General features: G+C 70.3%; 21 protein-coding genes. 11 read left to right on the forward strand and 10 right to left on the reverse strand.

Annotation, left to right across the window (positions count from 1 at the left end):
- Window positions 1–48: 48 nt before the first annotated feature.
- The 7 genes from ACK4UM_RS05265 to ACK4UM_RS05295 form a co-directional block, all read right to left on the reverse strand.
- Window positions 49–879 (reverse strand): PRC-barrel domain-containing protein, encoded by an 831-nt coding sequence (locus ACK4UM_RS05265; RefSeq protein WP_409796551.1) that lies wholly within the window; start codon window positions 877–879, stop codon window positions 49–51.
- Between the two features lie 72 nt (window positions 880–951).
- Window positions 952–2,304, reverse strand: coding sequence for a branched-chain amino acid ABC transporter permease (locus tag ACK4UM_RS05270; protein WP_409796553.1), 1,353 nt, complete (start codon window positions 2,302–2,304; stop codon window positions 952–954).
- Window positions 2,301–3,314, reverse strand: a complete 1,014-nt coding sequence (locus ACK4UM_RS05275) for a branched-chain amino acid ABC transporter permease (RefSeq protein ID WP_409796555.1) — start codon at window positions 3,312–3,314, stop codon at window positions 2,301–2,303. Before ACK4UM_RS05275 ends, ACK4UM_RS05270 begins: the two co-directional genes overlap by 4 nt.
- Before the next feature lie 3 nt (window positions 3,315–3,317).
- Window positions 3,318–4,022, reverse strand: coding sequence for an ABC transporter ATP-binding protein (locus tag ACK4UM_RS05280; RefSeq protein ID WP_409796556.1), 705 nt, complete (start codon window positions 4,020–4,022; stop codon window positions 3,318–3,320).
- Window positions 4,019–4,849, reverse strand: coding sequence for an ABC transporter ATP-binding protein (locus ACK4UM_RS05285; RefSeq protein WP_409796558.1), 831 nt, complete (start codon window positions 4,847–4,849; stop codon window positions 4,019–4,021). Before ACK4UM_RS05285 ends, ACK4UM_RS05280 begins: the two co-directional genes overlap by 4 nt.
- Before the next feature lie 68 nt (window positions 4,850–4,917).
- The gene (locus ACK4UM_RS05290) at window positions 4,918–6,111 is read right to left on the reverse strand and encodes an ABC transporter substrate-binding protein (protein WP_409796560.1); all 1,194 of its coding nucleotides are present in this window, start codon (window positions 6,109–6,111) and stop codon (window positions 4,918–4,920) included.
- Between the two features lie 217 nt (window positions 6,112–6,328).
- Window positions 6,329–8,512, reverse strand: coding sequence for a PAS domain S-box protein (locus ACK4UM_RS05295; RefSeq protein ID WP_409796562.1), 2,184 nt, complete (start codon window positions 8,510–8,512; stop codon window positions 6,329–6,331).
- Between the two features lie 483 nt (window positions 8,513–8,995).
- Between ACK4UM_RS05295 and rpsA the strand changes: the two genes are divergently transcribed.
- From rpsA to ACK4UM_RS05330, 7 genes are all read left to right on the forward strand, one after another.
- Window positions 8,996–10,696, forward strand: coding sequence for a 30S ribosomal protein S1 (gene rpsA, locus ACK4UM_RS05300; RefSeq protein ID WP_409796564.1), 1,701 nt, complete (start codon window positions 8,996–8,998; stop codon window positions 10,694–10,696).
- Between the two features lie 212 nt (window positions 10,697–10,908).
- Window positions 10,909–11,889 carry a signal peptide peptidase SppA gene (gene sppA / locus ACK4UM_RS05305; RefSeq protein WP_409796566.1) on the forward strand — a complete coding sequence of 327 codons (981 nt, stop codon included), beginning with the start codon at window positions 10,909–10,911 and terminating at the stop codon, window positions 11,887–11,889.
- A gap of 26 nt (window positions 11,890–11,915) precedes the next feature.
- Window positions 11,916–12,248, forward strand: coding sequence for an integration host factor subunit beta (ihfB, locus tag ACK4UM_RS05310; protein ID WP_409796568.1), 333 nt, complete (start codon window positions 11,916–11,918; stop codon window positions 12,246–12,248).
- Window positions 12,249–12,261: 13 nt separating this feature from the next.
- A complete protein-coding gene (locus ACK4UM_RS05315; RefSeq protein WP_409796570.1) occupies window positions 12,262–12,618 on the forward strand; it encodes a DUF4381 family protein in 357 nt (118 codons plus the stop codon).
- The gene (locus ACK4UM_RS05320) at window positions 12,615–13,568 is read left to right on the forward strand and encodes an ornithine cyclodeaminase family protein (protein ID WP_409796572.1); all 954 of its coding nucleotides are present in this window, start codon (window positions 12,615–12,617) and stop codon (window positions 13,566–13,568) included. Before ACK4UM_RS05315 ends, ACK4UM_RS05320 begins: the two co-directional genes overlap by 4 nt.
- Window positions 13,569–13,791: 223 nt before the next feature.
- Window positions 13,792–14,166 (forward strand): DUF2382 domain-containing protein, encoded by a 375-nt coding sequence (locus tag ACK4UM_RS05325; RefSeq protein WP_409796574.1) that lies wholly within the window; start codon window positions 13,792–13,794, stop codon window positions 14,164–14,166.
- A 56-nt stretch (window positions 14,167–14,222) separates the two neighbouring features.
- Window positions 14,223–15,056, forward strand: a complete 834-nt coding sequence (locus ACK4UM_RS05330; RefSeq protein ID WP_409796575.1) for a YsnF/AvaK domain-containing protein — start codon at window positions 14,223–14,225, stop codon at window positions 15,054–15,056.
- An 81-nt stretch (window positions 15,057–15,137) separates the two neighbouring features.
- Here ACK4UM_RS05330 and ACK4UM_RS05335 read toward each other — a convergent pair whose 3' ends face one another.
- Genes ACK4UM_RS05335 through ACK4UM_RS05345 form a run of 3 tightly spaced genes read right to left on the reverse strand, consistent with a single transcriptional unit; the run spans window position 15,138 to window position 16,892 of the window.
- Window positions 15,138–15,491: a response regulator gene (locus ACK4UM_RS05335; protein ID WP_409796577.1), complete on the reverse strand. Its 354-nt coding sequence runs from the start codon at window positions 15,489–15,491 to the stop codon at window positions 15,138–15,140.
- Between the two features lie 10 nt (window positions 15,492–15,501).
- Window positions 15,502–16,065 (reverse strand): hypoxanthine phosphoribosyltransferase, encoded by a 564-nt coding sequence (gene hpt / locus ACK4UM_RS05340; protein ID WP_409796579.1) that lies wholly within the window; start codon window positions 16,063–16,065, stop codon window positions 15,502–15,504.
- Between the two features lie 17 nt (window positions 16,066–16,082).
- Window positions 16,083–16,892, reverse strand: a complete 810-nt coding sequence (locus ACK4UM_RS05345; protein ID WP_409796581.1) for a zinc-ribbon domain-containing protein — start codon at window positions 16,890–16,892, stop codon at window positions 16,083–16,085.
- 109 nt (window positions 16,893–17,001) lie between these two features.
- Here ACK4UM_RS05345 and ftsE point away from each other — a divergent pair, with 109 nt between their 5' ends.
- From ftsE to ACK4UM_RS05365, 4 genes are all read left to right on the forward strand, one after another.
- A complete protein-coding gene (ftsE, locus tag ACK4UM_RS05350; protein ID WP_409796684.1) occupies window positions 17,002–17,697 on the forward strand; it encodes a cell division ATP-binding protein FtsE in 696 nt (231 codons plus the stop codon).
- 21 nt (window positions 17,698–17,718) lie between these two features.
- Window positions 17,719–18,684, forward strand: a complete 966-nt coding sequence (locus ACK4UM_RS05355; RefSeq protein WP_409796583.1) for a cell division protein FtsX — start codon at window positions 17,719–17,721, stop codon at window positions 18,682–18,684.
- Window positions 18,685–18,808: 124 nt separating this feature from the next.
- Window positions 18,809–19,426, forward strand: coding sequence for a YdcF family protein (locus ACK4UM_RS05360; protein ID WP_409796585.1), 618 nt, complete (start codon window positions 18,809–18,811; stop codon window positions 19,424–19,426).
- Between the two features lie 448 nt (window positions 19,427–19,874).
- Window positions 19,875–20,444: an exonuclease domain-containing protein gene (locus tag ACK4UM_RS05365; RefSeq protein WP_409796587.1), complete on the forward strand. Its 570-nt coding sequence runs from the start codon at window positions 19,875–19,877 to the stop codon at window positions 20,442–20,444.
- The last annotated feature ends 150 nt before the right edge of the window (window positions 20,445–20,594 follow it).

Raw genomic sequence — 20,594 nt, forward strand, 5'->3', positions numbered from 1 at the left:
GTTTCGGACGTCGTTTTCCCCTTTTGCTTAAGACGCGTTCGGCCGGGCTCAGCGGCGCCCGGCCTCCGGGTCGACGCGGAAGCGCTCGACGGGGCGGGCGTCGTCGTGGGCGAAATAGTGCGGCGGACCGAGCACGCCGTAGCCGGCGCCCGCGCCAGCGGTCAGGACGAGGGCGACGAGGCGGCCGTTCTCGTCGATGACGGCATCGCCGACCAGAGCGTGCGGCAGGCCGGCGGCGACGGGGATCGTGTCGCCGACGAGATCGGCGAGCGACCACGCCCCCGCGCCGGGCAGGACGGCGCCGTTCCAGCCGTCAGCATCGACGGGCACGATCTCGGAGGCGGCGACGCGTGCGGTCAGCATCGGGCGCGTCATCTCGGTGGCGGCTTCGATGTCGGCGGTGCGCACCGGGATCTCGACGGAGCTCAGGTCGCCCGCGATCGCGACGGAGGACATCGGCACGTTGGCGAGCGTGCGGCCGAAACCGAGCGTGCCGCCGACCGCCACGACGAGGGAGAGCACGCGCCCCTGTTCGTCGAGGATCAGCGTCTCGACGGATCCCGCCCGCTCGCCGTCGGCGTCGATCACGGTGGCGCCCATCAGCGCGCGGGCTCCGAAACCGAAGCCCTCGTAGCGATCCGAGCGGCGCCAGGCCGGCAGGATCAGAAGGTCGACCTCGGCGAGCGCCGCGGCCCGCGCGGCCTGCGGATCGGGCCGATCGGCCTCGGCTCGGGCCGGCTCCGCCGGTGGTGCCGGCGCGATCTGCGGCGCTGCAGGAAAGCCGCGCAGGTCCTGCGCCGCGCCGGGCGCCGCGAGCGTCAGCGCGAGCGCGGCAGCCAGGCTCGCGGGGCTCACGAGGCTTCGTGCGAGACGGCGCATGATCGATCTCCCGGGTTCGAACTCACCCGGGGAGAACCGCCACGCGAGGCTCGGCGTTCCGCGAGCCCCCCCTCAGGCGGTCGCCTTCGCCGTCTCGAGCTTCTTCTTCTCGCGCGGCGAGACCGCCCGCCGCTCCGGGACGAGCCCCTGCGGCGAGAAGCGCAGGACGGTCAGCAGGATCGCTCCCATGAGGAAGAGACGCAGATGCGGCGCGGAGGCGACGAGGTGGTTGCGCAAGCCCGCCTCCATCGGCACGTTCGTCGTGATCAGCTGCATCAGCCACAGACCCGCCGGCTCCGCCTGGACCCAGACGAACCAGATCACGAAGGCGCCGAGCACCGCGCCCATGTTGTTGCCCGAGCCGCCGAGGATCACCATCACCCAGATCAGGAAGGTGAAGCGCAGCGGGATGTAGGAGCCCGGCGTGAACTGGCCGTCGAGCGTCACCAGCATCGCGCCGGCGATGCCGACGACGGCGGAGCCGAGCACGAAGACCTGCAGATGCCGGCGCGTCACGTCCTTGCCCATGGCGGCGGCCGCGTCGCGATTGTCGCGGATCGCGCGCATCATCCGCCCCCAGGGCGAATTGAGCGCCCGCTCGGCGAGCACCAGGAGGACGATCAGCACCGTGCCGAACAGGAGCGTGTAGAGGAGCGCGACGAAGGTCGAGGAGAACGGCACCGGGTTCACGCCGAGCCGCGCCGCGAGATCGAGGAACCAGGGCGTGGTCTGCAGGTCGATCTCGAAGGGCACCGGACGGGGCACGCCGGTGACGTTCTTGACGCCGCGCGTGAGCCAGGCCTCGTTGCGGATCACCGCCATGATGATCTCGGCGATGCCGAGCGTGGCGATGGCGAGATAGTCCGAGCGCAGGCCGAGCGCGACCTTGCCGATGAGATAGGCCGCGCCCGCCGCGAAGAGCGCGCCGATGCCCCACGAGAGGACGACCGGCAGGCCGAGCCCGCCGAGATAGCCGGTGACGGCCGGGTTGACGTTCTCGATCGCGGTCGTCGCCGGGTCGGCGAAATAGCGCACGAGGAAATAGCCGATCGCGACGATCAGAACGATGGCCGGTGCGCGCAAGGACGGCGCCAATCTGCGATGCGCCGCGATGGCGAGCGCGATCGCCGCCGCCGCCGTGATTCCGGCCGCGAGCAGCCCCGGCGCGCCCACGGCCCACGCCTCGGGCACCGGGGGCATCGCGACGAGCACCGCCGCCACGCCGCCGAGCGCCGCGAAACCGAGGATGCCGGCATTGAACAGGCCGGCATAGCCCCATTGCATGTTCACGCCGAGCGCCATGATCGCCGAGATCAGCGACATGTTCATGATCGTGAGCGCGAGCGTCCAGCTCTGGAAGAAGCCGACGGCCGCGAGCGCGGCGCCCATCAAGGCGAACAGGACGGGTGCGGGCGGGCGGCTCATATCACGCGACCCCTGAGGATGCCGGTCGGTCGCACGAGGAGCACGACGACGAGGATGAAGAACGAGACGGCGAACTTGTAGTCGGTCGACAGGAGCTGGACGACGCCCTCCGGCATCCACGTCTCGGGCAGCATGTGCGCGAGCACGCGCCGATAGGCGTAGGTGACGCCCACCTCGGAGAAGGCGACGACGAAGCCGCCGATCACCGCGCCGATCGGATTGCCGATGCCGCCCACGATCGCCGAGGCGAAGATCGGCAGGAGGAGCTGGAAATAGTTGAAGGGCCGGAAGCTCTTGTCGAGGCCGTAGAGCACGCCCGCGAGCGTCGCGAGCGCCGCCGCGAGCGCCCAGGTGATGAGCACGACGCGGCCGGGATCGATGCCGGAGAGGAGCGCGAGGTCCTCGTTGTCGGAATAGGCGCGCATCGCCTTGCCGGTGCGCGTGCGCTGGAGGAACCAGAACAGAGCTGCCATGGCCGCGACCGCGACGACGACGGTGAGCACCTGGCTCGTGCGCAATGCGAGCCCCTCGGCGAGGCCCGTCCAATCGCGGAACTCGTTGGCGCGGATCACGAAGCGCTCGCCGTCCTCGAAGCGACGATCGTCGACGCCGATGAAGAGGCGCACCAGCGCGTTGTAGACGAACATCACGCCGACCGACACGATGACGAAGGTGACCGGCGCCGCCCTCTGCTTGCGGTAGAAGCGATAGACGAGGCGGTCCGTCCCGAGCGCCAGGAGCACCGCGCCCGCGATGCCGAAGGGCAGCGCGATGAGCGCGGTCGGCAGGAATCCGAGCCCGATGCCGGCCGCCTGCAGCATCCAGGTGACGAGGATGGTCACCATCGTGCCGAAGGCCATCATGTCGCCGTGCGCGAAATTCGAGAAGCGCAGGACGGCGTAGATCAGCGTCACGCCGAGCGCGCCGAGCGCGAGCTGCGCGCCGTAGGCGAGGCCGGGGATCAGCACGAAGTTCGCGAGCGCCACGAAGGCGTTGAGGAAGCCTTCCACGGCTCACCCTCCCAGGAAGGAGCGGCGGACCTCCGGGTCGGCGAGGAGCGCCTCCCCGGTGTCCGTGAAGCGGTTGCGGCCCTGCACGAGGACGTAGCCCTTGTGCGCGATCGAGAGCGCCTGGGCGGCGTTCTGCTCGACCATGAGGATGGCGATGCCGGTCGCGGCGATCTCGAGGATCTTGTCGAAGAGTTCGTCCATCACGATCGGCGAGACGCCCGCCGTCGGCTCGTCGAGCATGAGCACCTGCGGCTTCGTCATCAGCGCGCGGCCGACCGCCACCTGCTGACGCTGGCCGCCGGACAATTCGCCCGCGGGCTGGCGACGCTTCTCGGCGAGGATGGGAAAGAGCGAGAACACCTGCTCCATCGTCTCGCGCGCGTCGTCCTGGCGGATGAAGGCGCCCATTTCGAGGTTCTCCTCGACCGTGAGCGCCCGAAAGACGTTGTTCGTCTGCGGCACGAAGCCCATGCCGGCGAGGACGCGCTCCTGCGGCGTGAGCCCCGTGATGTCGCGACCGCCGAGCATCACCCGACCGAGCCGCAGCGGCAGCATGCCGAAGACGGCCTTCATCGCGGTGGACTTGCCCGCGCCGTTCGGCCCGACGATGACCGCGATCTCGCCGCGCTCGACGCCGATCGTGCAGGCATGCAGGATGTCGGCGCCGCCGTAGCCGCCCGTCATCTCCTCCCCGACGAGGAAGCTCACGACACGCCTCCCGCGCTGGCGACGGGCGCCGCCGCGCCGACCGGCGCCGCGACGCGCGGCGGACGGTTCTTGAGGCCGCGTCCGAGATAGGCCTCGATCACCCGCTCGTCCGCGCGGACCACGTCCGCCGGCCCCTGCGTCAGGACGGTGCCCTCGGCCATCACGATGACCGGGTCGCACAGGCGCCCGATGAAATCCATGTCGTGCTCGATCATGCAGAAGGTGTAGCCGCGTTCGCGGTTGAGGCGCTGGATCGCCTCGCCGATCGTCTTGAGGAGCGTGCGGTTCACGCCCGCGCCGACCTCGTCGAGAAAGACGATCTTGGCGTCGACCATCATGGTGCGGCCGAGCTCGAGGAGCTTCTTCTGGCCGCCCGAGAGATTGCCGGCGAGCTCGTCGGCGACGTGGTGCAGATGCAGGAAGTGGAGGACCTCCTCCGCCTTCTCAGCGACGCGCCGCTCCTCGGCCGTGATGCGCGAGCGCCGGAAGAGCGCGGTCCACAGGCTCTCGCCCGATTGCGCGGAGGGGACCATCATGAGGTTCTCGCGCACGGTGAGCGTCGAGAATTCGTGGGCGATCTGGAAGGTGCGCAGCAATCCGCGCTGGAACAGCTCGTGCGGCGGCAGGCCCGTGATGTCCTGCCCGTCGAGCAGGATGCGTCCGGAGGTCGGCGTCAGGTGACCGGCGATGCAATTGAAGAGGGTCGTCTTGCCGGCGCCGTTGGGACCGATGAGACCGGTGATCGAGCCCTTCGCGATTTCGAGACTGGCTCCGGCCACCGCCTTGAGCCCTCCGAAATGCATGTGCACGTTCTCGACGCGGATCATGCGGGTGTCCTCGACTGCATAAAAAGAAGCCGGCCCGGAGTGCTCTCCGGGCCGGCGATCGCGCGCGATCAGCGGAACTCGATCGTCTGGAAGGCGCCGTCCTGGACCTCGTAGACGCGGTAGGTGCCCGCCGCCTCGCCGGGGCCGATCAGCTCGACGCCAGTGACGCCGACGAAGTCGATCTCGCCGCCATTCGCGAGGATCTCGAGGCCGCGGGCGATCTCGCCCGGCCCGATCTGCTCGCCCGGAGCGTTGGCGACCGCCATCACGTGCTCGGCGATCGACGCGCGGTCGGCGGAACCGGCCGCCTGCATCGCGAGGATCAGGAGGGCCGCCGCGTCGTAGCTCTCGCCGGCATAGCTCGTCGCCGCGTTGAAGCCGGCGGCGCTCGCCATCTCCTCGAAGCGGGCGCGACCCTCGCCCTCGGAGCCAGGAGCGGTGCCGAGCACGGTGCCGTCGAGCTCCGAGCCGATCGCCTCGATGATCGAACCGCCGAACATGCCGTCGGCGAAGATGAAGCTCTCGAAGGCGCCGGTGTCGAGCGAGGCCTGGACGATGCCGCGGCCGCCCTGGTCGACATAGCCGAACACGGCGAGGTGCTGAGCGCCCGACGCGGCGAGCGCGCCCACCTCCGCCGAATAGTCGGCGCGGCCGTCCTCGTGCGCGGCGGTCATGAGAACGCGACCGCCGAGCTCCTCGAACGCACGCGAGAAGCTCTCGGAGAGGCCGCGGCCGTAATCGTTGTTGGTGTAGGTGACGGCCACCTCGTTGATCTCGCGCTCGATCAGGAGCTCGGCGATGACCGCGCCCTGGCGAGCGTCGGAGGGCGCCGTGCGGAAGAACAGGCCGCGATCGTCGATCGTGGTGAGCGCCGGCGAGGTCGAGGACGGGGAGATCATCGTCACGCCGTTGGGAACGGCGATGTTGTTCACCACCGCGGTGGTGGCGCCCGAGCAATCGGCGCCGACGATGGCCGCGACGTTGTCGACGGTCACGAGGCGCTCGGCCGAGGCGGTCGCCGCGGCGGCGTCGACGCAGGTCGAGTCGGCGCGGACGGCGTTGATCGTGCGCCCGCCGAGGAACTGGCCGGACTCGGAGGCCTCCTGGATGGCGAGTTCGGCGGCGGCCGCCATGGCCGGCGTGATGGACTCGATCGGGCCGGTGAAGCCGAGCAGGATGCCGATATTGACCGGCTCTTCCTGAGCGAGGGCCGGCGCCGTCATCAGGGCCGCGGCGGCGGTGGCGATGAGAAGCTTCTTCATAGGGTCACTCCCACACACGATGTGCTCTTGGCGAGCTTGTCTGCGCTCCGCCGGCCCCCTCGGTCCGGCGGATTAGGACAAGTCCTAATGCAAACGAAAGCGCAAGGCTACTTCATCGCAGCCGCCGCGACGATTTTAGTCGTATCGCCGTGAAGTTTCATGCATTAGTTGCGAATATTGGCGATTTCGCGCCCGGCGGTGGCAACGAGCGCGTCGCTCACCCGTCCAAGCGGACGTCGAGGACGCAGACGAGGCCCTCCCGCGCGTAGTCGAAACGCACGTGCGGCGTGAGGCGCGCGATCAGGCGCGAGCCGAAGCCGGTGCGCGTCGGCGGGGTCACCGGCGGCCCGCCGCGCTCGGTCCAGACGAGGCGCAGGTGCCGCTCGCTCCCCTCCTTGCGCAGCTCCCAGGCGATGTCGACCCGCCCCTCGGGGACCGACCCGGCGCCGTATTTTACCGCGTTGGTGCACAGCTCGTGCAGGACGAGCGCGAAGGTGAGGACCTGCTGCGGATCGATGGTGACCCGCGGACCCTGCGGCACGAACGCGCAGCCGGTGTCGTAGGGAGCGACGATCTCGGCGATCAGCGCATCGAGCGGCGCCGCGTCCCAACGGGTACGCGTGAGGAGATCCTGCGCCTTCCCCAGCGCCTGCAGGCGCGCCATGAACGTCTCGCGCGTCTGCGGGCCGTGACTGTGGCGGAAGGTCTGCAAGGCGATCGCCTGCACCATCGCCAGCGAGTTCTTCACGCGATGGTTGAGTTCGGCGATCAGCGTCTGCTGGCGCTGCTCGAGGCGCTTGAGCGCGGAGACGTCGACGACGCTCACGAGCGTCCGCTCCGCCCGCTCGCCCTCGAAGACGATCGTGAACATCGCGTCGAAGGGGCGCCCGCCGAAGGTGCACAGGGGCCCCTCGATCTGGACGAAGCGCTCGCCGCGCCACAAAGCCTCGAGTTCCTTCACGAAGACGTCCTCGGCGCCCTCGGGGAACACCCGCGAGAGCGAGGCGAGGAAGCCCGCCTTGTCGTCGGCCTCGAACAGGCGCAGCGTGAAGCGGTTCACGTCGCGCAGGACGACGACATCCATCAGCTCGCGAACGAGCTGCGGGCGCTGCGCGAGATGGGCGCTCAAGTCGACGACGCCCTGCGCCCGCAACGCCTCCAGGCGATCGAGGATCGCGGAGAAATCCTCGTCCCAGAGCGACACGCCGACGTGATCGAAGAGTGCGCGCGCCCGCGCCTCGCTCGCCGCCAGAGCGGCCTCCGCCTCGCGTCGCTCGGTGATGTCGATCACCGTCCCCACATAGCCGAGGAAGCGGCCGTCGGGCGAGAGGCGGGGCCGGGCGGAGTCGATCGCCCAGCGATAAACGCCGTCGGCGCGGCGCAGGCGGTACTCGATCGAGAACGTCTCGCCGCGCGCGTTGGCCTCGGAGAACGCCCGCTTCACGTGCGCACGATCGTCGGGATGAACGGCGTCGAGCCAGCCGAAGCCGAGCCCGGTCTCCTCGCTCTGCCCGGTGAAGCGGAACCATCCCTCGTTCAGGAAGACGCAGCTGCCGTCCTCGCGCGTCACCCAGATCATCGAGGGCGAATGGTCGGCGATGTTGCGGAAGCGCGCCTCGCTCTCGATCAGCGCGCGCTCCGCGTTGCGCTCAGCGGTGATGTCGCGGAACACGATCGCGAAGCGGCCGTGGGGCTCGACCGGGGTGGCGAAGACGTCGAACCACCGCCCCATCGCCTCCGAGCCCTGCTCGAAGCGCAGCGTCCGCCGCTCGAGCCCGGCGCGGGCATAGATCTCGACCCAATGCGGCTCGAGATCGGGCACGAGCTCGAGCGCGGTGCGTCCGACCGCGGCGACGATGCCCGTCATCTCCTCGAACAGGGCGTTCGTCTCGAGGAAACGATAGTCGCGCGCGCGCCCCTGGTCGTCGACGATCATCTCGCACAGACAGAAGCCGTCGTCGATCGCGTCGAAGATCGCGCGATGGCTCCCGTGCGGCTCGACGACGGGCTCGTCGGGGTCGGAGGAGAGGTCGACGTCGACGCCCTCGAGCGCGATCGCCCGGCCGGCCTCGTCCACCACGAGCCGCGCGCGGCTCGACACGAGCCGCACGCCGCCGTCGCGGCGCAGGATGCGGAAGCGGTGGGCGTGCCCCTCCCGCCGCGAGGAGAGCGTCTCGCTGACGGTGGCGATGACCCGCCCGCGATCGGCGGGATGCACGAGATCCGCGAAGGCCTGCAGGGTCACGGGCGCGCGGTCCGTCTCGGCCATGCCGTAGATGCGCCGCAATTCCTCCGACCAGTGGATCGTCCGCGTGGCGATGTCCCACCGCCAGGTGCCGACGCCGAGCCCTGCCGGGACGGAGGCGACGGCCAAGCCGAGCTCTCTCTCGTATCTGGTCAACGGCGACCTCGTCGGCGGAGGGATCTCGATCGGGGAGACGGGGCATAGTGACGAAAAGGGTCCTATCGCGCAAGTCTCCGAATTGCCATAGAGGCGGGTCGATTATTGCGAAGTTTGCGAGCCGAGCGCGGCTCTACGCAGTGGGCGGGACGGTCTAGTTTGGAATTCTCGAAAGGTGGAGCGCCGCATCGCCGGAAGGCGGCCGTCGCCGCCGCTCGCGAGCGTCGGGGCGCGCCGGCACGGCCGCCTTGCGGAGGAAGGCGTTATCGGTTAAGACCGCGCGACCCGGCGGGGCCGGCGCCGCGAGGCGGCGCGAGCCCGGCCGGTCGAGCTATGCCTTCGTCCGACGTCGAAGCGCCGGCCCGCTCGCGAGAGCGGACAGTCCGGCGTCTTCCCGTTCAGGGGGTCGCCGGCTGCGGCGGACGGGGGCGCATCGCAACACGAGCCGTCGGCGCACGCCCGCAAGGGCCTGAAGGAGCCTGAATGTCCGCACAACAGCAGCACGCGCCCAGCCGCGAGGATTTCGCGGCGCTTCTCGAGGAATCGTTCAAGCTGAACGAAGTCGCGGAAGGATCGGTCGTCAAGGGCCGGGTGGTGGCGATCGAGAAGGACGTCGCCGTCATCGACATCGGCGCGAAGACCGAGGGTCGCGTCGCCCTCAAGGAATTCATCGGCCCCGGCCGCGACGAGCCGATCGACGTCGGCTCCGAGGTCGAGGTCTATGTCGACCGCGTCGAGAACGCGCTCGGCGAGGCGGTGATCTCGCGCGAGAAGGCGCGTCGCGAGGAGAGCTGGGTCAAGCTCGAGAAGGCCTTCGAGGCCAACGAGCGCGTCCAGGGCCTCATCTTCAACCAGGTCAAGGGCGGCTACACGGTCGACCTCGACGGCGCCGTGGCGTTCCTGCCGCGCTCGCAGGTCGACATCCGCCCCGTGCGCGACGTCACCCCGCTGATGGGCGTGCCCCAGCCGTTCCAGATCCTGAAGATGGACCGCCGCCGCGGCAACATCGTCGTGTCGCGCCGCACCGTGCTCGAGGAGAGCCGCGCCGAGCAGCGTTCCGAGCTCGTCGCCAACCTCGAGGAAGGCCAGGTCATCGACGGCGTCGTCAAGAACATCACCGAGTACGGCGCGTTCGTCGATCTCGGCGGGATCGACGGCCTGCTCCACGTCACCGACATGGCGTGGCGCCGCGTCAACCACCCGTCCGAGGTCGTGCAGATCGGTCAGACCGTCAAGGTCAAGATCATCAAGATCAACCACGAGACGCACCGCATCTCGCTCGGCATCAAGCAGCTCCTCGCCGATCCGTGGGAGGGCATCGCCGCCCGCTACCCGGTCGACGCGCGCTTCAAGGGCCGCGTGACGAACATCACCGATTACGGTGCGTTCGTCGAGCTCGAGCCGGGCATCGAAGGCCTGATCCACGTCTCCGAGATGTCCTGGACGAAGAAGAACGTCCATCCGGGCAAGATCGTCTCCACCTCCCAGGAGGTCGAGGTCCAGATCCTCGAGGTCGATCCGGTCAAGCGGCGCATCTCGCTCGGCCTCAAGCAGACCCTCCAGAACCCCTGGGAGGCCTTCGCGGAGGCCCATCCGGTCGGCTCGGTGGTCGAGGGCGAGGTCAAGAACAAGACCGAGTTCGGTCTGTTCATCGGCCTCGAGGGCGACGTGGACGGCATGGTCCACCTGTCCGATCTCGACTGGAACCGTCCGGGCGAGCAGGTCATCGAGGAGTTCAAGAAGGGCGACGTCGTGCGCGCCCAGGTCCTCGACGTCGACATGGACAAGGAGCGCATCTCGCTCGGCATCAAGCAGCTCGCGGGCGATCCCTTCGCGGATGCCGGCGAGATCCGCAAGGGCCAGGTCGTGACCTGCGAGGTCACCGAGGTGAAGGAAGCCGGCATCGAGGTGAAGATCGTCGACACCGATCTCGGCACCTTCATCCGCCGCGCCGAGCTCGCCCGCGACCGCGGCGACCAGCGCCCCGAGCGCTTCGCGGTGGGCGACAAGGTGGATGCCCGCGTCACGCAGTTCGACCGCAAGGCGCGCCGCGTGCAGCTCTCCATCAAGGCGCTCGAGATGGCCGAGGAGAAGGAGGCGATCGCCCAGTACGGGTCGACCGATTCCGGCGCCTCACTCGGCGACATCCTCGGCGCGGCCCTCAAGGCCCGCGACACGAAGTGAGCCACGAAGCCGCCGCGTGCGGCTTGTGACGAGAACCCGGAGCCCCGCGCGGATCTTCCGCGCGGGGCTTCTCGTTTGCGATGGACGACGCAGCGGCCGGAGGCGATCTCGTCGCGGGCGCCGCCCGTCCGTCACCCTTGCCCTCACCCCTCCCCGCTTCTAGTTTGCCGCGGGCGGGCGGGGACGGCTCCCTCAGGAGGAAGATGGCACTCATGCCGAGCGATGCGGAATATCTCGCCGACCGTCGGCGCATCCGGCGCAAGCTCTCGTTCTGGCGGGTGATCGGCGTCCTCGCCGTGATCGCGGCGCTGGTGGCCGTGGGCTGGCGCTTCGCCGACATCTCGACCGATCGCTTCACCGGCGCGCGCGATCACGTGGCGCGGGTCGAGGTCAGCGGCCTCATCACGAGCGACCGGCGCTTCGTCGAGATGCTCGACGAGATCGGCGAGAGCCGCACCACCCGCGGCGTCGTCGTCTCGATCAACAGCCCCGGCGGCACGGTGACGGGCTCCGAGGAGCTCTACCACGCCCTGCGCCGGCTCGCCGAGCGCAAGCCCCTCGTCGCCTTCGTCGACGGCAGCGCGGCGTCGGGCGCCTACATCGCCGCCCTCGCCTCCGATCGCATCATCGCGCGCGAGACCGCGATCGTCGGCTCGATCGGCGTGATCTTCCAGATGCCGAACGTGGTCGAGCTGCTCGATTCGCTCGGCATCGTCGTGCGCGAGGTGAAGTCGGCGCCGCTCAAGGCGGCCCCCTCCCCGCTCACCGTGCCGCCGCCGGGCGCCTTCGAGGCGCTGCAGGTCGTGGTGGACGACACCTATGCCTGGTTCGTGGAGCTCGTCGACGCGCGCCGCCCCCAGCTCGGCGGCCCCGCGCTCGCCCAGGTGGCGGACGGGCGCGTCTGGAACGGGCGCCAGAGCGTCTCGCTCGGCCTCGTCGACGCGCTCGGCACCGAGCGCGACGCGATCGCCTGGCTCGAAGTGGAGCGCGACATGCCCACGGACCTGCCGGTGCGCAATTGGGAGCCGCGGCGCGAGCGCTCCACCTTCGGCTTCGTCCAGGCGCTCGCGACCGGCGCGCGGGCCCTCGGATTCGAAGACGTCGCCGCCGCCCTCCTCCAGGCGCACGCCGCTTCGCGCTTCAACCAGCTTGACGGACTGCTCGCCATCTGGCAGCCTCGCGCTGAAAATTGATAAATATCAAGGCGCTAGCTAAATCGATGATAAAATCCGAGCTCGTCCTGCGGATCGCCGAGCAGAATCCGCATCTCTACCAACGCGACGTCGAGAACATCGTCAACGCGATCCTCGACACGATCGCGGATGCGCTCGCGCGGGGCGACCGGGTGGAGTTGCGCGGCTTCGGGGCGTTCTCGGTCAAGCGGCGGGACGCGCGCGTCGGCCGCAATCCGCGCACGGGCGAGACGGTGAGCGTGGCCGAGAAGGCGATCCCCGTCTTCAAGACGGGCAAGGAGATGCGCGTGCGGCTCAATGCCGGGATGGCGCCCGCGATGGCCGGAGCTTCGCAGACGCTTGCCGCCGCGGCCAAGTGAGGGGGGCCTCGTCATGATCCGCGTCATCAATCTCCTCGTCCTCGTCGCGGTCGCGATCGTGGTCGTGCTCTTCGCGCTCGCGAACCGCGCGCCGACGACGATCTCGCTCGACCCCTTCTACCCGGACGCGCCGGCCTGGACCGTGTCCGCCCCGACCTGGATCGTCCTGCTCGCCACCCTCGCGCTCGGCGTGATCCTCGGCGGCGTCGCGGCCTGGCTCGTCCAGGGCAAGCACCGCCGGCTCGAGCGCGTCTACAAGCGCGAGGCGCGCGATCTGCGCTCGGAGATGGAGCGCGCGCGCGAGAAGGAGGCGGCGACGGGTCTGCCGGCGCTCACCGCCCCGGTCGGCACCTCGGTCACCACCCGATGAGGGTGATCGACGCCGCCGCGATCGACGCCGCGCTCGATTTCGACGCCCTCGTGGACGCCCTCGCCGAGGGCTTCGCGTCGGACCTCGTCGCGCCCGTCCGCCACCACCACGGCATCGCCCGCCCCGACGGCGAGGCGACGCTTCTCCTGATGCCGGCCTGGACGAAGGAGGGCGCGGGCGCCGACGGGGCGGTCGGCGTCAAGATGGTCACCGTGTTTCCCGGCAACGGAGCCCGCGGCCTGCCCTCCGTGCAGGGCGTCTACCTCGTCATGGACGGGGAGACCGGCACGCCGCGCGCGGTGCTCGACGGCGCGCGCCTGACGCTGTGGCGCACCGCCTGCGCCTCCGCGCTCGCCGCCCGCCATCTCGCCCGCGCGGACGCCGCCACCATGACCATGGTCGGCGCCGGCGCGCTCGCGCCCTTCCTGATCCGCGCGCATGGGAGCCAGCGGCCGATCGCGCGCGTGCTCCTCTGGAACCGTCGGCCCGAGAGCGCCCGCGCCCTCGCCGCGCGGCTGCGCGACGAAGGGCTTCCGGTCGAGGCGACGGAGGATCTCGAGGAAGCCGTGCGCGCCTCCGATCTCGTCTCCTGCGCCACGCTCTCCCGCGAGCCCCTGGTGCGCGGCGCCTGGCTGCGCCCGGGCGCCCATCTCGATCTCGTCGGCGCCTTCAACCTGTCCATGCGCGAGGCCGACGACGAGGCCCTGCGCCGCGCCCTCGTCCATGTCGACACGCCCGCGGCGCTCTCCGAGGGCGGCGACGTCGCCATCGCGCTGCGGGACGGGGCGATCGGACGCGAGGCGGTGCGCGGCGATCTCTTCGGGCTGTGCCGCGGCACCGTTCCCGGCCGGGAATCTCCCGAGGCGATCACGCTCTTCAAGTCGGTCGGCGCCGCGATCGAGGACCTCGTCGCGGCCATGGCGGTGATGAAGCGTCTGCCGGCGGCGTGACGCGCGGTCGCGCCGGCGGCGAGAATCCTTTCCGTTCTTCGGCAGATCCCGGACGGCCGCGCTCTCATCGCAGCGCCGTGGCGCGCGGTTGCGCGCTCAGGCCGCGAATGTATTCTCAAAAGCAGCCAAGTTCTCGCGAAGCTTTCCGCCCGCGCTCTCATCGAATTGGAACTCGTTAGCCCAGCATTTGTTTGACCGCCTCCAGTGAACAGGGCTCGAGGCGATGCAAAATACCAAGGATGAAGCCGTCCTTCCCATAGCCGAGGAGGTGCTCCGCGCCGAAAAGCGCGACCGCGTCGGCCGTGTGCGGGTGCGCACGACCACGCAGGAGCATCGCGAAATCGTCGCGCAGGATCTGGCGCGCGACGAGGTGAGCGTGGAGCGCGTGGCCGTCGACCGCGAGGTCGATGCCGTCCCCGCGATCCGCGAGGAAGGCGACGTCACCATAATCCCCGTTCTCGAGGAGGTCCTCGTGGTCGAGAAGCGTCTCGTCCTCAAGGAGGAGCTCCACATCCGTCGCCGGCGGACGACCGAGCACGTCGAGGAGCCCGTCACGATCCGCCGCCAGCACGCCGTCGTCGATCGCCCGCAGGACTGACCGACCCGCGCGTCGCGCGGCGCGGCCCCCCACCGATCAAGATCAGGAGCACTCCCATGACACGCACCGTCACCGCCTATTACGACAGTCGCAGCGACGCCGAGGCCGCCTCCCAGCGCCTCGTCCAGGCCGGTATCGCCGCCGACCGGATCCGCATCCACGGCCGCGAATCCGGGACCGAGCGGCGCCCCGAGGAGGAGAAGGGCTTCTTCGAGCAGCTCGGCGAACTCTTCGTGCCCGAGGAGGACCGCCATACCTATTCGGAAGGCGTGAACCGCGGCGGCTACGTCCTCTCCGTCAGCGCCGGCGAGAACGAGGCGGCCGTCGTCGCCGACATCCTCGAGAAGACGAACGCCGTCGAGCTCGACGCCCGCGAGCAGGAATGGCGCTCCCAGGGTTGGCAGGGCTATTCGGCCAATGCGGGCGCCACCCGCACCTCCCCGACCGGGCCCGCCACCGGCGCGACGGCGCGCGGCGACGGCGACGCGACCATCCCGATCGCCGAGGAGCGGATGCGCGTCGGCAAGCGCGAGACCGGCCACGGCCGCGTGCGCGTGCGCTCCTACGTGGTCGAGACCCCGGTCGAGAAGGACGTCACCCTGCGCGACGAGACGGTCCACGTCGACCGCAAGCCCGTCGATCGCGCCGCCGGCAGCGCCGACCGCGTCTTCCAGGATCGCACCGTCGAGGTGGAGGAGCACCGCGAGGAGCCTGTCGTCTCCAAGGAGGCGCGGATCAAGGAGGAGCTGCGCATCTCCAAGGAAGGCGGCGAGCGCACCGAGCGCGTCCGCGACAGCGTCCGCCGCACGGAGGTCGACGTCGAAGACGAGCGCCGCGGCCGTTCCCCGCAAGCCCCGCGCGGCGACCACGGCGCCGGCCAGCGCTTCTGATCGCGCGCAAGATCGAAGACAAAGCGACCCCGGCCCACGTGAGGGCCGGGGTTTTCGCGTGGGCGGTCGCTGACCGAAACCTCACCCCAGCGCCTTGCGCACCGCCTCCCGCGCGTCGGCGAGCGAGAACGGCTTCGTCAGCACGTCCTCGACGATGGCGTCGAGGTTCTTGGCGCGCTCGCGCTGGTCGGCATAGCCCGTCATCAGGAGGATGGTGAGCGCCGGGCGGTCGCGCTTGGCGGCGAGCGCGAGGGCGATGCCGTCCATCACCGGCATGCGGATGTCGGTGAGGAGGAGGCGGTGACCGTCGTCGAGGACGTCGAGCGCGTCGGCGCCGTTCTCGGCGGTGTCCACCTCGTGCCCGTCGAGCTCGAGCCCGCGTTTGAGGAACGCGCGCACGGGCTCCTCGTCGTCGACGATGAGGATCTTGGCCATGACGGCTCCCTCAGCGCGGCTCGAACAGGTCCGGAGACGTGTCCGCCGTGTCGATGACGCCCACGAAGGGCAATTGCCGGAAGGAATGGGCGATGTCCATGCCGTAGCCGACGACGAACAGGTCCGGGCAGCGGAAGCCGACGAAATCGGCCTCGATATGGACAGCCCGCTTGCCGGGCTTCTCGAGGAGGACCGCGGAATAGACGCGGGCCGCGCCGCGCGCGGCGATCAGGTCCTTGGCGAAGACGAGCGTGCGGCCCGATTCGAGGATGTCGTCGATGAGGAGCACGTCGCGCCCCTCGATCGCGCTCTCGACGTCGCGCAGGATCGTCACCTGGCCCGACGAGACGGTCGCGTTGCGATAGCTCGACAGGTGCATGAACTCGACCTGCGGCGCGAGGCCGGCGCGGTGCAGCGCGCGGATCAGATCGGCGGCGAACATGAAGCTGCCCTTCAGGATCGCCACCACGAGGAGGTCTTTCGGCGCGCTCGCCACGATCTCGGCCGCGAGCTCCTCGCAGCGCTTGGCGATGGTGGCCTCGTCGAAGAGCACGCGCACGCGCGAATCCGGCATTGTCTGGTTTCCTAGCGTCAGGGCCCGGTCCGCGCGAGCGTCGCGCGGGAGGCGGGCACGAATGTGACGAGAACTTGCCGCGCTTCGACCGGCGGCGCAACGAGTCGCGCGCGAAACGACACACGTTCTCCCGGTTCGAGCCGCGCGCGCGGCGGATCGATCGTCCAGGAATAGAGCGAGGTCTGCGTGCGGTCGCGGATCGAGAGCGCGATCGGCGGCACGTCGGCGGGCACGCCCGCGACGTTCTCGAGCATGCCCTCGACCTCGAGGAAGGTCTCGCCGCGCTCGACGACCCGCACGGAGGTCACGGCGTCGATGTCGACGCCGCGCAGATTGACGTCGAGCCCCACGAGCGCGTAGAGCCCCGCCGCCTGCGGCAGCGCGCGCACCACGCTCTCGCGCGCGAGGAGCGCGGCTCCGAAGGCGAGGAGGATCGCGACCGAGGCGATCGTCGCGCCGGAGGGGCGCAACGCCTTGATCCGCGCGGCGAAGGCGGCGAGCGACGAGGCGCCCTTCCCCCCGCCGGCGGGCTTGCCGCCCTTCTTCGCCGGCTTGCCGGGCCGCTCGTTGCGCGCCTCGACCGCGATGGCCGGCGCCTCGTCGATCGCGTCGTCGGGGATCTCGAAGGAGGGCGTGTCGTCCAGCGCGAAGGCGTCGGGCGCGTCGAAACTGTCGAGCGGATCGAGGAGCGGCTCGGGCTCCGGGTTCTCGGGGGGCGCGAAGAACACGGTCCGGCACGACGCGCAGCGCACGTTTCGCCCGTTCGGACGCAAAAGCGCCGAATCGATCACGTATTCGCTTGCGCAGGACGGGCAGGTGATCAGCATGACGAATCGCGTAAGGTCGAGGGCCCCCGGAGGCGAGAGCCCTCGATCCATTGGCTCCAGTTTTGGTTAAGGCCGCGTGAAGCACGATCCCACGGACGGCTCGGCGACGATCGAGGAGGCGGCGCTCGACGCGAGCGATCTGCCCGTCGTCCATTTCGAGAACGTGGGCGTGCGCTACGGCGTCGGGCCCGAGGTCCTGCGCGACCTCACCTTCTCGATCGGACCGCGCTCGTTCCAGTTCCTGACCGGCCCCTCCGGCGCCGGCAAGACCACGCTCATCCGGCTGATGCTGATGTCGGTCGCGCCGACGCGCGGGCTCGTCACCATCTTCGGGGAGGAGGTGAGCCGGATCGACAAGCGGCGGCTGACGCGCCTGCGTCGGCGGATGGGGGTCGTCTTCCAGGATTTCCGCCTCCTCGACCATCTGACGCTCTACGAGAACGTCGCCCTGCCCCTGCGCGTGCAGGGCCGCGAGGAGGCGAGCTACCGGGCGGAGGTGGTCGAGCTCCTCTCCTGGGTCGGCCTCGGCCAGCGCATGCACGTGATGCCCGCCGTCCTCTCGGGCGGCGAGAAGCAGCGCGCGGCGATCGCGCGCGCGGTGATCACCCGCCCCGAGCTCCTCCTCGCCGACGAGCCGACCGGCAATGTCGACCCCGCGCTCGGGCGACGGCTCCTGCGGCTGTTCATCGAGCTCAACCGGCTCGGCACCTCGGTCGTGATCGCGACGCACGACCTCGCGCTGATGGACCTCGTCGACGCCCGCCGTCTGGTCCTCGGCGAGGGCCGTCTCCATATCGACGAGTAGAGAGAGGCCCGAGCCCGAGCCATGCGCCACGATCCCGACACCGAAACGAGCCGCCTCTCGCGCGTTCCGCCCGCGAGCGTGGCGCCGCTCGTGCGCGACGCGCCGCTCGTGCCGGTCGATTCCGCCGCGAGCCGCGCGCTCGTCGCGGTGATCGCGATCCTCACCTTCCTCGCCGCCCTGTGCGCGGGGGCGGCCGAGATCGTGGCGTCGAGCTCGGCGCAATGGCAGGCCTCCGTCGCCCGCGAGGCGACGATCCAGATCCGCCCCCGCCCCGGCATCGATCTCGAGGCGCTCGTCGCCGAGGCGGCTGCGGCGGCGCGCGCGACGCCGGGCGTGGTCGCGGCGGAGCCCTTCTCGGCAGGCCAATCGGCGCAATTGCTGGAGCCGTGGCTCGGCGCGGGGCTCGATCTCGAGGAGCTGCCGGTGCCGCGCCTCGTCGTGGTGCGCTTCGCCGACGGCGCAACGCCCGATCTCGCGCCCCTGCGCGCGCGCCTCGCGGAGATCCCCGGCGCGAGCCTCGACGATCACGGGCTGTGGCTCGCGCGGCTCTCGGCGATGGCGAGCACGGTGGTGGGGGTGGGCGTCGCGATCGTGGTGCTCGTCCTCGTCGCGACGGGTCTCGCGGTCGCCTTCGCCACGCGCGGCGCCATGGCGGGCAATCGCACCATCGTCGAGGTGCTCCACTATGTCGGCGCCGACGATCGCTACATCGCGCGCGAGTTCGAGAACCGCTTCCTGCGGCTCGGCCTGCGCGGAGGCGCGGTGGGGGGAGCGGGCGCGATCGCGGCCTTCCTCCTCCTCGGCATGCTCGCGGGCTCCTGGCGCGCCTCCCCGGCGGGCGACCAGATCGAGGCTCTGTTCGGCTCCTTCGAGGTCGGCTGGCGCGGGCTCGCGGTCATCGTGACGATCGCGCTCGTGGTATCGGGGGTGACGGCTCTGGTGTCGGGGCTGTCCGTGCGACGCATTCTCGCGGAGCCGAACGCATGACTTCGCCGTGGGGGTCGCTCCTTCGCCCCATTCGCGCCTTGTTTCCGGGGTGGTGACGAAAGACGATGCGCAGCTTTCGTCGATTCCGGCCCCGTTTCTCTCTCCCTCGCCGCGGAGGCCGCGCGTGAGCCGCAGGCGCTCGCTCGTCGGCCGCATGGTCGGGCTCGTCGTCGGCGCCGTGACGATCGCGGCGATCGTGCTCGGCGCGGGCTTCCTCGCCTTCGTCGCGACCGTCCAGCGTTTCGACTCGACGCCCGCGCGCGCCGACGCGATCGTCGCGATGACCGGCGGATCGCAGCGGATCGGCGATGCGGTGGCGCTCCTCGCCGACGGCTGGGGCGACCGGCTCCTCATCTCCGGCGTCAACGAGACCACGACGCCGGAGGAGATCGCCCGCCTCGTGCCCGGTCGGCAGGATCTGTTCGAGTGCTGCGTCGATCTCGACTATCGCGCCCGCGACACGATCGGCAACGCCGTCGAGACGCGCCGCTGGGCGCTCGAGCGCGGCTTCACCTCGCTCATCGTCGTCACCTCGAACTACCACATGCCGCGCGTGCTGCGCGAGCTCGAGAGCGCGCTCCCCGACCTCGAGAAGATCCCCTACGCCGTCGAGCCCGTCTCGCTGGACACCCGCGCCTGGTGGCGCAACAGCACGACGACGCGGCTGCTCGCGAGCGAATACCTCAAGTTCGTCGCCGTCCTCGTCCGCACGAGCGTCCGCTGGGATCCCCCCGCGACGTGATCCTTCCCCTTCGTCCCTCCCCGTAGGGCTATGCGATTCACACATCGTGATCTGCGCATTGCAAGAAAAAGGACAACGCGCCGCCGCTCTCCTTCCCCTCAGGGGAAGGTGGCCCGGCGGCGAAGCCGACGGGTCGGATGGGGTCATTCGCCGCGACAGCGGCGAAGGGGCGTTGTCGTAGAGCTCCTTACGGACGGCGGCTCCCGACGCCCCTTCGCTCCTTCGGAGCGAAAGACCCCATCCGTCTCCGACCCCAGTTCGGGGTCGGAGCCACCATCCCCGGAGGGGGAGGAAAGGAGCGTCCTGTTGGCGTCGAAGGCATGCTGGAATCACGATGTGTGTCGCTTCCGCTCCACGGTCCACCCTCCCCTGCGGGGAGGGACGAAGGCGGCATCCACATCGAAACCGTGCCATAGTGGCGCAAAGACCGATTCGGGGGGCTCAGGCGGTGGATTATTGCGTGCTCGACGTGGAGACGGCGTCCAGCGATTGCGGCTCGATCTGTCAGATCGGCATCGTCTGCGTGGCGGGCGACACGATCGTCGAGGAGCACGTCACGCTCGTCGATCCGGGCTGCGCCTTCAGCCCGTGGAACGTGCGCATCCACGGCATCACCGCCACTTGCGTGCGCGGGGCGCCGCGTTTCGCCGATCTCCATGCCGATCTCGAGCGGCGGATCGCCGGCGCGCTGGTGGTGCAGCAGGGCAGCTTCGACAAGTCCGCTCTCACCCGCGCCGCGCTTGCCGCCGACCTGCCGCCGATCGAGGCGCGCTGGATCAACAACGTCTCGGTCGCCAAGCGCGTCTGGCCCGGTCTTCCCGGCTACGGCCTCGCCAAGATGGCCGCGCGCTTCGACCTCGCCTTCCGCCACCACGACGCCCTGGAGGACGCCCGCGTCACGCAGGCGATCTTCGCCCGCGCCGTCGCGCAGAGCGGGATCGCGCCCGCCGACTGGCCGGCCCGCCTCGCCCCGCAACCGCGCCGCCGCAAGGCGGAGGCCGCGCCGGAAGCCGCGTGAGGGTTGGAGGATCTCTGCCAAGTCCTCCCCCGCCGTCATTCCGGGGCGCGAAGCGAGCCCGGAACCCAGACTCCCGACCTATGAAGAGCAGCCTATAGGCTGCGTCCATGAACGTATGGTGGCGGTTGCGTTGCGAGCGAGCGCGCATGC

This window comes from Salinarimonas sp., assembly GCF_046292825.1.
Taxonomy (GTDB): domain Bacteria; phylum Pseudomonadota; class Alphaproteobacteria; order Rhizobiales; family Beijerinckiaceae; genus Salinarimonas.

Coding starts and splice junctions, on each gene's coding strand:
- ACK4UM_RS05265 (WP_409796551.1), bottom strand. CDS start 879: ATGCGCCGTCTCGCACGAAGCCTCGTGAGCCCCGCGAGCCTGGCTGCC.
- ACK4UM_RS05270 (WP_409796553.1), bottom strand. CDS start 2,304: ATGAGCCGCCCGCCCGCACCCGTCCTGTTCGCCTTGATGGGCGCCGCG.
- ACK4UM_RS05285 (WP_409796558.1), bottom strand. CDS start 4,849: ATGATCCGCGTCGAGAACGTGCACATGCATTTCGGAGGGCTCAAGGCG.
- ACK4UM_RS05290 (WP_409796560.1), bottom strand. CDS start 6,111: ATGAAGAAGCTTCTCATCGCCACCGCCGCCGCGGCCCTGATGACGGCG.
- rpsA (WP_409796564.1), top strand. CDS start 8,996: ATGTCCGCACAACAGCAGCACGCGCCCAGCCGCGAGGATTTCGCGGCG.
- sppA (WP_409796566.1), top strand. CDS start 10,909: ATGCCGAGCGATGCGGAATATCTCGCCGACCGTCGGCGCATCCGGCGC.
- ihfB (WP_409796568.1), top strand. CDS start 11,916: ATGATAAAATCCGAGCTCGTCCTGCGGATCGCCGAGCAGAATCCGCAT.
- ACK4UM_RS05315 (WP_409796570.1), top strand. CDS start 12,262: ATGATCCGCGTCATCAATCTCCTCGTCCTCGTCGCGGTCGCGATCGTG.
- ACK4UM_RS05320 (WP_409796572.1), top strand. CDS start 12,615: ATGAGGGTGATCGACGCCGCCGCGATCGACGCCGCGCTCGATTTCGAC.
- ACK4UM_RS05325 (WP_409796574.1), top strand. CDS start 13,792: ATGCAAAATACCAAGGATGAAGCCGTCCTTCCCATAGCCGAGGAGGTG.
- ACK4UM_RS05330 (WP_409796575.1), top strand. CDS start 14,223: ATGACACGCACCGTCACCGCCTATTACGACAGTCGCAGCGACGCCGAG.
- ACK4UM_RS05335 (WP_409796577.1), bottom strand. CDS start 15,491: ATGGCCAAGATCCTCATCGTCGACGACGAGGAGCCCGTGCGCGCGTTC.
- hpt (WP_409796579.1), bottom strand. CDS start 16,065: ATGCCGGATTCGCGCGTGCGCGTGCTCTTCGACGAGGCCACCATCGCC.
- ACK4UM_RS05345 (WP_409796581.1), bottom strand. CDS start 16,892: ATGCTGATCACCTGCCCGTCCTGCGCAAGCGAATACGTGATCGATTCG.
- ACK4UM_RS05355 (WP_409796583.1), top strand. CDS start 17,719: ATGCGCCACGATCCCGACACCGAAACGAGCCGCCTCTCGCGCGTTCCG.